1 protein-coding gene is annotated in these 11,093 nt (G+C 73.4%); it reads left to right on the forward strand.

The window, feature by feature from the left end:
- Positions 1-74 precede the first annotated feature (74 nt).
- Positions 75-11,081 carry a non-ribosomal peptide synthetase gene (locus LIV37_RS28060; RefSeq protein ID WP_020870463.1) on the forward strand — a complete coding sequence of 3,669 codons (11,007 nt, stop codon included), beginning with the start codon at positions 75-77 and terminating at the stop codon, positions 11,079-11,081.
- The last annotated feature ends 12 nt before the right edge of the window (positions 11,082-11,093 follow it).

Raw genomic sequence — 11,093 nt, forward strand, 5'->3', positions numbered from 1 at the left:
TCGATCCAGGCTGGTGGCAGGCGACCGAGCCCTTTTTGTCGGCGACCCCGGAATGACGAGTGGAGATTTCCATAATGACGCGAGCAGCCATCGACGACGTCCTTCCGCTGTGGCCACTGCAGGAAGGTCTGCTGTTTCAGACCCTGTACGGGGAAGAGAAACTCGATGTCTACGTCGCCCAGATCCTGATCGACCTCGACGGCTCCCTGGACGCCGGGGCCATGCGTGACTCGGTGGCCACTTTGCTGCGCCGGCACCCCAATCTGCGTGCCAGTTTCCGGTACGAGAAGCTGAGCCGGCCGGTGCAGGTGATCGCGCGGGAAGTCCCGGTGCCCTGGCGGGAGTTCGACCTCACCGGGCTCGACGAGCGGGCCCAGGAGCGGGAGCTGGAGCGGCTCGCCGCCGAGGAGGCGGAGCACCGGTTCGACCTGGGGTCCGGGCCGCTGCTGCGCTTCACGCTGATCAAGCTGGGTCCGGGCACCAGCCGGCTGATGTTCAACTCGCATCACATCCTGCTCGACGGGTGGTCAACCGCCCGGCTGATGTACGAGCTCTTCGAGATCTACCACCGTCGTGGCGACGACTCGGGCCTGCCGCCGGTGACGCCGTACCGCGAAGCCCTGAGCTGGCTGGAACGGCAGGACCGGGCGGCGGCGGAGAACGCCTGGCGCACCGTGCTCGCCGAAGTGGAGGAGCCCACGCTGCTCGCGCCCGGCGACACCGGGGCGCGGAACGTGCCGGCCGAGCTGGTCATCACCATGCCCGATGAGCTGGCCGCCCGGGTGCGGGAGACCGCCCGGCGCAACGACCTCACGCTGAGCGCGGTGTTCCAGGGCTGCTGGGCGCTGCTGCTGGGGCAGCTGACCGGCCGTGACGACGTGGTGTTCGGCTCGACCGTATCGGTGCGCCCCGCCGAGCTGACCGGCGCGGACCAGATGGTCGGCCTGTTCATCAACTCGGTGCCCGTCCGGGTGCGGGTGCGCCCCCAGGAGAGCCTGCTGTCCCTGCTGACCGGGATGCAGCGCCAGGCGGCCGGAATGGTCGAACACCACCACCTCAGCCTCCCGGACATCCAGCGCGCCGCCGGGCGCGGCACCCTGTTCGACACGCTCACCGTCACCGAGAACTACCCCATGGGCGGGGACGACCTGCCCGAGCTGCCCGGTGACCTCACGCTGACGGGCGCCAAGGGCACCGACGCCAACCACTACCCGCTGAGCATCGCGGCCCTGCCGGGCGACGGGCTGCGGCTGCACTTCGGCTACCGGCAGGAGATCTTCACCCGCGAGGACATCGAGGTGCTCGGCGAACGCTTCCGCCGCCTCTTCGCGGCCTTCGCGGCCGATCCGGAGCAGCTGATCGGCCGGCTGCCCCTGCTGAGCGACGCCGAGGCGAGCCGCATGCTCGCCCTGGGCATGCCCGCGAAGCCGCTGCCTGGCGGTGACGTCATCCCCGCGCTCTTCGCCGAACAGGTACGGCTCCACCCGGACGCCGTCGCCCTGGTGCACGAGGGCACCTCGCTCTCCTACGCCGAACTGGACCGCCGCGCCAACCGCCTGGCCCGCACCCTGATCGAGCGGGGCGCGGGGCCGGAGCGGGTGGTCGCGCTCGCCCTGCGGCGCTCTCCCGAGCTGGTCGTCGCCATGCTGGCGGTGCTCAAGGCGGGCGCGGCCTACCTGCCCGTGGACATCTCCTATCCGGCCGACCGGATCGCCTATCTGCTCACCGACGCAGGCCCGGCGCTGGTCCTGGCCACCACCGCGTCGGCAGAGGTGATTCCGGACGTCTGCGCCGCGCCGAGGGTGCTGCTGGACGACCCGGCCACCGTCCGCGCGACCGACGCCCGGCCGGACACCGACATCGAGCCGGGCGAGCGGCGGGGGACGACGGCGTCCGCCAACCCCGCCTACGTCATCTACACCTCCGGTTCCACCGGCCGTCCGAAGGGCGTCATGGTGACGCACTCCGGTCTCGCCGGTCTGGTCGCCACCAACGTCGAGCGGTTCGGCGTGGGGCCCGGCAGCCGGGTGCTGCAGTTCTCCTCGCCCAGCTTCGACGCCGCCGTCTGGGAGACCTACACCGCCCTGCTCACCGGCGCCACGCTGGTGCTCGCCCCCGCGACACGACTGCGGCCCGGCCGGGCGCTGGTCGAGCTGGTCGCCGAGCACCAGGTCACCCACGCGCTCATCCCGCCCGCCGCGCTGGCCGTGCTCACCGAGGACCTGCCGTCGATACGCCTGCTGGTGGTCGGCGGTGAGGCGTCCGCGCCGGAGCTGGTCGAGGCGTGGTCCGGCAACCGGACGATGATCAATGCCTATGGGCCGACCGAGAGCACCGTCTGCGTCTCCCTCAGCGAGCCGCTCTCCGGCGCGGTGGCGCCGCCCATGGGCACCGCCCTCGGCACCGCGAGGCTGCGGGTGCTCGACGGTGCGCTGCGGCCGGTGCCGCCGGGGGTCACCGGGGAGCTGTACGTCTCGGGCCCCTGCCTGGCGCGCGGTTATCTGAACCGGCCCGGTGTGACCGCCGAGCGGTTCGTCGCCGATCCGTATTCGGGCGGCGGGACACGCATGTACCGCACCGGTGACCTGGTGCGCTGGAACACCGAGGGCGAGCACCCCGTGCTGGAGTTCGCCGGCCGGGCCGACGACCAGGTCAAGATCCGCGGATTCCGGATCGAGCTGGGGGAGATCGAGTCGGTCCTGGCCGCGCACGAGCGGATCGACCGCGCGGTGGTCGTGGTGCGGGAGCCGACCCCGGGCGACAAGCGGCTCGTCGCCTATCTGGTGCCGGTGAGCGGAGCAGAGGTGCCCGCCCCCACCGCGATGCGCGAACACGTGGGCGCCTCGCTGCCCGAGTACATGGTGCCCAGCGCGTTCGTCGCCCTCGACGCCCTGCCGCTGACACCCAACGGCAAGCTGGACCGCAAGGCGCTGCCCGAGCCCGGCGGCGCGGCCGGGCCGGCCGGGCGCGGGCCGCGCACCCCGCAGGAGGAGATCCTGTGCGCGCTCTTCGCCGAACTGCTCGGCGTGCCCGAGGTGGGGGTGGACGACGACTTCTTCGACCTCGGCGGCCACTCGCTGCTGGCCACCCGGCTGGTCACCAGGACCCGCGCGGTCTTCGGCGAGGAGCTGTCGCTGCGCGCGGTGTTCGAGACGGCCACGCCTGCCGGGATAGCCCGCAGGCTGCACCAGGCCGTGGACGGCCGGCCCGCGCTGGAGGCGGGACCGCGTCCCGAGCGGGTACCGCTGTCCTTCGCCCAGCGCCGGCTGTGGTTCCTGGACGGGTTCGAGGGCGCCAAGTCGATCTACAACGTCCCGCTCACCGTGCGGCTGACCGGTGAACTGGACCTGGACGCGCTGCGCCATGCCTTTGGGGACGTCCTGGCCAGGCACGAGAGCCTGCGGACGGTGTTCCCGGACGTGGACGGCGACCCGTACCAGCGGGTGCTGGATCCCGCGGAGGCCGAGCTCGACCTGTCCCTGGTGGATCTGAGCGCGGCACCGGAGCGGCTGGACGAGGCACTGCAGGAGGAGGCGGCCGCCGGGTTCCGGCTGGCCCACGAACTCCCGCTGCGGGTGCGCGTCTTCCGCACCGGCGACCGTACGTACGTCCTGCTCGTGGTGATGCACCACATCGTCGGGGACGGCTGGTCGCTGGGCGTCTTCGGCCACGACCTCTCGCTCGCCTACACGGCCAGGCTGAAGGACGCCGCGCCGTCGTGGGAGCCGCTGCCCGTGCAATACGCGGACTACACGCTGTGGCAGCGGCGCGTACTGGGTGAGGAGGCGGACGAGAACAGCTCGATCGCGAGGCAGTTCGCCTACTGGTCGGATGCCCTGGCCGGGATCCCCGACGAGCTCAACCTCCCGGTGGACCGGCCGCGGCCCGCGGTGGCGAGCTACGCGGGCGACACCGTGACGTTCCACCTCACCGAGGAGCTGCACAAGCGGCTGCTCACCATCGCCCGTACCTCCCAGGCCAGCCTGTTCATGGTGGTCCAGGCCGGTCTTTCGGTGCTGCTGTCGCGGTCCGGCGCGGGCACCGACATCCCCGTGGGCACGCCGATCGCCGGTCGTACCGACGACGCCCTCGACGGACTGGTCGGGTTCTTCCTCAACACGCTGGTGCTGCGCACCGACACCTCCGGCAACCCGACCTTCCGCGAGCTGGTCCAGCGGGTCCGGGAGACCGACCTGGCCGCGTACGCCAACCAGGACGTGCCGTTCGAGCGGCTGGTCGAGCAGCTCAACCCCGAGCGCTCCCTCGCGCGCCACCCGCTGTTCCAGGTGATGTTCACCGTGCAGAACAACCGCCCGGCCGAGCTCGCGCTGCCGGGCCTGCGAGTGGACCCGTACGACCACCTCGGCGACATGGCCAAGTTCGACCTGTTCGTCGGGCTGACCGAGCGGCGCACACCCGACGGCGCCCCGGACGGGCTGGCCGGGTGGATGGAGTACAGCACCGATCTGTTCGACCGGGAGACCGTCCAGCAGCTCGCCGACCGTCTGATCCGGGTGCTGGCCGGGGCGGCCGAGGACCCCAAGCGGCCGATCGGCTCCCTGGACCTGCTCGACCCGATCGAGCGGCACCGCCAGCTGACCGCCTGCAACGACACCGCGCACCAGTTCGACGGGGCCTTCCTCCCGGAACTGCTCGAGCGCCAGGCGCACGCGCTGCCGGACACCCCGGCCGTGGTGCACGGCGACACGCGGATGTCGTACGCCGAGCTGAACGCGGCGGCGAACCGGCTGGCACATCTGCTCATCTCACGGGGCACCGGACCTGAGGACACGGTCGGCATCGCGCTGCCGCGCTCGGCGGAGCTGCTGGTGGCGGTGTGCGCGGTGCTCAAGACCGGAGCGGCCTATCTGCCCATCGACCCGGAGTACCCGGCCGAGCGCGTCTCCTTCATGCTGGCCGACGCGGCGCCCTCGGTGGTGCTGACCCGGACCGGGGTGCTGCCGGACGGTCACCGGGCCCCGCTCCTCGCCCTCGACACACCGGAGACCGCCGCCCTCCTGGCCGGGCAGGCGGACACCGACCCCACCGACGCGGACCGCACCCGGCCGCTCCACCCGGCCGCCCCGGTCTACGTCATCTACACCTCCGGCTCCACCGGCCGCCCCAAGGGCGTCGTGATGCCCGCGGGCGCCATGGCCAACCTGGTCGCCTGGCACCACAGTGAGATCGGCGGCGGCGCCGGGACGCGGGTCGCGCAGTTCACCGCGATCAGCTTCGACGTCTCCGCCCAGGAGATCCTCACCACCCTGCTCACCGGGAAGACGCTGGTGGTCCCGGACGACGCGGTGCGCCGCGACGCCGCCGCCCTCACCCGGTGGCTCGAGGAGCACCGGATCAACGAGCTGTACGCACCAAACCTGGTGGTGGACGCCGTCGCGGAGGCCGCCATCGAGGGCGGTGTCACCCTCGGCGAGCTGCGGGTGATCGCCCAGGCGGGCGAGGCGCTGGCGCTCACCCCGCGGCTGCGCGCCTTCCAGGCCGACCGCTCGTGGCTGCGGCTGCACAACCACTACGGCCCCACCGAAAGCCATGTGATCACGGCCACCACCCTGCCCGGCGACCCCGCGAACTGGCCCGCCACGGCACCGATCGGACGCCCGGTCTGGAACGACCAGGTCTACGTCCTGGACGACGCGCTGGGCCCGGTGCCCCCGGGGGTCGTCGGGGAGCTGTACCTCGCCGGCGCCGGGCTGGCCCGCGGCTATCTGAAGCGGCCGGGCCGCACCGCGGAGCGCTTCGTGGCCGACCCCTTCGGCCCGGCCGGGTCCCGGCTGTACCGCACCGGGGACCTGGTGCGCTGGGGCAAGGACGGCCAGCTGCGGTTCGTGGGGCGGGCCGACCACCAGGTCAAGGTGCGCGGCTTCCGGATCGAGCTCGGCGAGATCGAGACGGCGCTCGCCGCCCACCCCGACCTCGCCTCGGTGGCCGTCCTGGCCCGGCAGGACCGGCCCGGAGCCCACCAGCTGGTCGGCTATCTGGTCCCGATGGCCGGACGGACCGCCCCGGCCCCGGCCGAACTGCGCAAGCACCTGGCCGCCACTCTGCCCGAGTACATGGTGCCCAGCGCGTTCGTCGCACTGGACGCACTGCCGCTGACCCCCAACGGCAAGCTGGACCGCCGGGCGCTGCCCGCGCCGGTACGGGAGGACGCCGAGCGGCGGGAGCCGGCCACACCGCAGGAGGCCGCGCTGTGCGGGCTGTTCGCCGAGGTGCTCGGCGTGGACGAGGCCGGGGTGGACGACAACTTCTTCGACCTCGGCGGCCATTCACTGCTCGCCACCCGGCTGACCAGCCGGATCCGTACGACCCTGGGCGCGGAGCTCGGCGTGCGCGAGCTGTTCGAGTCGCCGACGCCCGCCGGACTGGCCGGGCTGATCGCCGACGCGGGCGGGGCGCGGCGCGCGGTGACCGCGCGGGAGCGGCCCGAGGAGGTGCCGCTGTCCTTCGCCCAGCGCAGGCTGTGGTTCCTGGGCCGGTTCGAGGGGCCGAGCGCCACCTACAACCTGCCGATGGCCCTGCGGCTCACGGGTGAGCTGGACCGGGAGGCGATGCGCGCGGCGCTGGCCGACGTGGTCACCCGCCACGAGAGCCTGCGCACCGTCTTCCCGGAGGTGGCCGGCCGCCCCCGCCAGGTGGTGCTGGACGTGGTGCCCGAACTGCCGGTGGCCGAGGTCACCGAGGCCGGTCTGGAGGCGGCGCTCACCGAGGCCGCCGGGTACGCGTTCGACATCGCCACCGAGATCCCGGTCCGGGCGTGGCTGTTCGCGCTGAGCCGGACCGAGCACGTACTGGCGCTGGTGGTCCACCACATCGCGGGCGACGGCTGGTCCCTGGCCCCGCTGGGCCGCGATCTGTCCGCCGCCTATGCGGCCCGGAGTGCGGGCCGCGCCCCGGAGTTCACCCCGCTGCCCGCGCAATACGCCGACTACACGCTGTGGCAGCACGAGGTGCTGGGCAGCGAGGACGACCCGGACAGCACCATCTCCCGGCAGGCCGCGTTCTGGCGGTCGGCCCTGGAGGGCGCGCCGGAGGAACTGGCGCTGCCCGTCGACCACCGCCGTCCGCCCGCCATCAGCTACCGCGGCGACATGGTCACCTTCCGCTTCGACGCCGAGGTGCACCGCGGCCTGCGCGAGCTGGCCCTGGTCCACCGGGCCAGCCTCTTCATGGCCGTCCAGGCCGGTCTGGCCGCGCTGCTCAGCAGGCTCGGCGCGGGCACCGACATCCCGCTCGGCACGGCCATCGCGGGCCGCACCGACGACGCCCTGGACGATCTGGTCGGCTTCTTCGTCAACACGCTGGTGCTGCGCACCGATGTCTCCGGCGATCCGACCTTCGCCGAACTGCTGGCGCGGGTGCGGGAGACCGACCTGGCCGCGTACGCCCACCAGGACCTGCCGTTCGAGCGGCTGGTCGAGCTGATCAACCCCGAGCGCTCGGCGTCCCGGCATCCGCTGTTCCAGGTGATGCTGGCGTTCCAGAACACCGCCGAGGGCAGGGTCGAACTGCCCGGGGTGGTCGCGGGGCCGCAGCCGATCGGCCAGGACGTCGCCAAGTTCGACCTGTCCTTCACCCTGTCGGAGACCCAAGGGGACGACGGCGCGCCCGCGGGCATCGAGGGGGCGCTCACCTACAGCACCGACCTGTTCGAACGGGACACGGTGCGGATGCTGGTGGACCGGCTGGCGCGGCTGCTGGCCGCCGCCGTCGCCGATCCTTCCCGCCCGGTGGACCAACTGGACGTCCTGCTGCCCGGGGAGCGCCACCGGATCGTCGAGGAGTGGAACCACGCCGCGGTGCGCGAGGTGCCCCCGGCGACCATGGCGGAGCTGTTCGCCGGGTGGGTGGCCCGCACCCCGGACGCGGCCGCCCTGCTGGCCGAGGACCGCACCTGGACCTTCGCCGAACTCGACGCGCGGGCCGAGCGGATCGCCCGGACGCTGGCCGCGCGGGGAGCGGGACCGGAGAAGCTGGTGGCGGTGGCACTGCCGCGCTCCCCGGAGCTGATCGTCTCGCTGCTCGCGGTGGTGCGGGCGGGGGCGGCCTATCTGCCGGTCAACCCGGACCTGCCGCGCGACCGCATCGGGTACATGCTCGACGACGCCGAGCCCGCCCTGCTGCTGACCTCCGGATCCGTCGCCGGACGGCTGCCGCGGACCACCGTGCCCACGGCGCTGTTCGACACGTTGGACGCGGCTGATGTGTCCGTGCCCGCCGACGTGTCCGTGCCCGCCGCCGCCCTGTCGCCCCAGCACCCCGCCTACGTCATCTACACCTCCGGATCGACCGGCAGGCCCAAGGGCGTGACCGTGACCCACGCCGGAGTGGCGCACCTGTGCGCGACGCTGGTGGAGCGGGCGGGCGTCGGCCCGGGCGCCCGGGTGCCGCAGCTGGCCTCGGCCAGCTTCGACGCGGCGTTCCTGGAGCTGTCCATGAGCCTGCTGGTGGGCGGCGCGCTGGTGGTGGTCCCGGCCGACCGGCCGACGTCCGGACAGGCGTATCTCGACCTGTGCGCCGAATACGGCGTCACCCACGCCTTCATCACCCCCGCCTCGCTGGCCGCGCTGCCGGAGGGCGGGCTGCCCGAGGGCATGGAGATCGTCGTCGGCGGTGAGTCCTTCGGACCGGAGCTGATCGGCCGGTGGCGGCACACGGTGCGGATGCACAACGTGTACGGCCCGACCGAGACCACCTGTGTGGCGGCGATGAGCGGGCTGCTGACCGACGACGCCGTACCGGCGCTCGGCGCGCCCGTCGCCGACTCGCGGCTGCACGTGCTGGACGAGCGGCTCCGTCCGGTGCCGCTGGGCTGCGTGGGCGAGTTGCACATCGCGGGCGTCTCGCTGGCCCGTGGCTATCTGCGGCGCCCCGGGCTGACCGCCGCGGCCTATGTGGCCGACCCGTTCGGGCCGCCCGGATCGCGGATGTACCGCTCCGGCGACCTGGTGCGCCGGCGCGCCGACGGCGAGCTGGAGTTCGTCGGGCGCACCGATGACCAGGTGAAGCTGCGGGGGCTGCGGATCGAGCTGGGCGAGATCACCGCCGCCGTCTCGGACCACCCCGGTGTGCACCGCGCCACCACCGTCGTGCGCGAGGACCGCCCGGGGGTGCGGCTGCTGACGGCCTACGTGGTGCCCGCCGCCGGGGCGGGCGACATCGACCTCGACGAACTGCGGGCCGGGCTGGCGCGGCGCCTGCCCGACTACATGGTTCCGGCGGCGTTCGTGACGCTCGAGACGCTTCCGCTGACCACCAGCGGGAAGATCGACCGCAAGGCGCTGCCCGCACCGGAGCAGGGCGGTACCTCCCGTGCGCCGAGCGGCGCCCGTGAGGAGACCCTGCGCCGGCTGGTCGCGGAGGTGCTGGGGCTCGGCGTCGAGGAAGTCGGCGTCGACGACAGCTTCTTCTACCTGGGCGGCGACAGCATCGTCTCGATCCAGCTGGTGGCCAGGGCGCGCGCCGCGGGTCTGGTCTTCACCCCGAAGGACGTCTTCCGCCACCAGACGGTCGCGGCCCTCGCGGCCGCCGCGGGCACCGTCCCCGAGGCCGAGACGGAGGACCCGGACGCCGGTATCGGGGAGATCCCCGCGACCCCGATCCTCAACTGGCTCAGCGAGCGGCACGGGCCCATCGGCCGGTTCCACCAGTCGATGCTGCTGCAGACGCCCGCGGAGCTGGACCTGGACCGGCTGGTCACCGCCGTACAGACGCTGCTGGACCACCACGACGCCCTGCGGGCGCGGCTGAACCGTACCGAAGGGCGGTGGTCGCTGGAGGTGGCGGCCCGCGGCAAGGTCCGCGCGGCGGACCTCATCCGGCGGGTCGACCTCACCGGCCTGGACGACGCGGAGCGCCGCGCCCGCCTCGCCGAGCACAGCGACGCCGCGGTGGGCCGGCTCGCCCCCGAGGACGGCACGATGGCGCAGTTCGTGTGGTTCGACGCCGGGCCCGGTGAGCGCGGCAGGCTGTGGTTCTCGCTGCACCACCTCGTCGTCGACGGCGTCTCCTGGCGGATCCTGCTGCCGGACCTGGCACGGGCCTGGGAGGCGGTGCGGGACGGGCGCACCCCGCAACTCGACCCGGTGGGCACCTCGTTGCGCCGCTGGTCGCGGACGCTGGCCGAGGAAGCCGTCACCCCGGAGCGGATCGCCGAACTCCCGGTCTGGCGCGGCCGCCTCGCCCAGGCCCCGGAGCCCCTGGCCGAGCTGACCGTCGACCCGGCCAGGGACCTCACCCGCACCCAGCGCGCGATCACCATGGCGCTGCCCGCGGACACCACCCGGACCCTGCTCACCCGGCTGCCCGAGATGTTCCGCGCGTCGGTCAACGACGTGCTGCTCACCGGGCTGACCCTGGCGGTGGCCGACTGGCGCCGCCGGCACTTCGGCGGGGCCACGGGCGGGCTGCTGGTGGCCCTCGAGGGCCACGGCCGCGAGGAGATCGCCGAGCACACCGAACTGTCCCGTACGGTCGGCTGGTTCACCAGCGTGTACCCGCTGTTCCTGGACCCCGGGCGGATCGACTGGGGCGAGGTGTGGACCGGCGGGGCGACCGTCGGCGACGTCCTCGCCCGGATCAAGGAGCAGCTGCGCCAGGTGCCCGACAACGGCGTCGGCTACGGCCTGCTGCGCCATCTCAACCCGGACACCGCGCCCTCGCTGCGGGGCCTGGCCGAGCCGCAGATCGGGTTCAACTACCTCGGTCGCTTCGACACCTCGGCCGTGCCCGAGGCCGCCGACTGGGCGCTCGCCCCCGAGGCGGGCGCCGTCGGCGGCGAGGACCCGGACATGCCGGTCGCCCACGCGCTGGAGGTCACCGCGTCCACCCAGGACCGCAGCGGCGGCCCCGAGCTGTCGGTGCTCTGGCAGTGGCCCTCGGCGCTGCTGGAGGAGTCCGTGGTGCGGGACCTCGCACAGGCGTGGATCCGGGCGCTGGAGGCGCTGGCCCGCCATGCCGACACCCCGCAGGGCGTCCGCCACACCCCCTCCGATATGGATCTGATCGACGTCAGCCAGGACGAGTTGGACCAGCTCGCGAGCGAACTGGACGGCTGGCAGTAGCCCTGTTTCCGA

Origin of the sequence: Streptomyces rapamycinicus NRRL 5491 (genome assembly GCF_024298965.1) — a bacterium.
GTDB lineage: Bacteria > Actinomycetota > Actinomycetes > Streptomycetales > Streptomycetaceae > Streptomyces > Streptomyces rapamycinicus.

Coding starts and splice junctions, on each gene's coding strand:
- LIV37_RS28060 (WP_020870463.1), top strand. CDS start 75: ATGACGCGAGCAGCCATCGACGACGTCCTTCCGCTGTGGCCACTGCAG.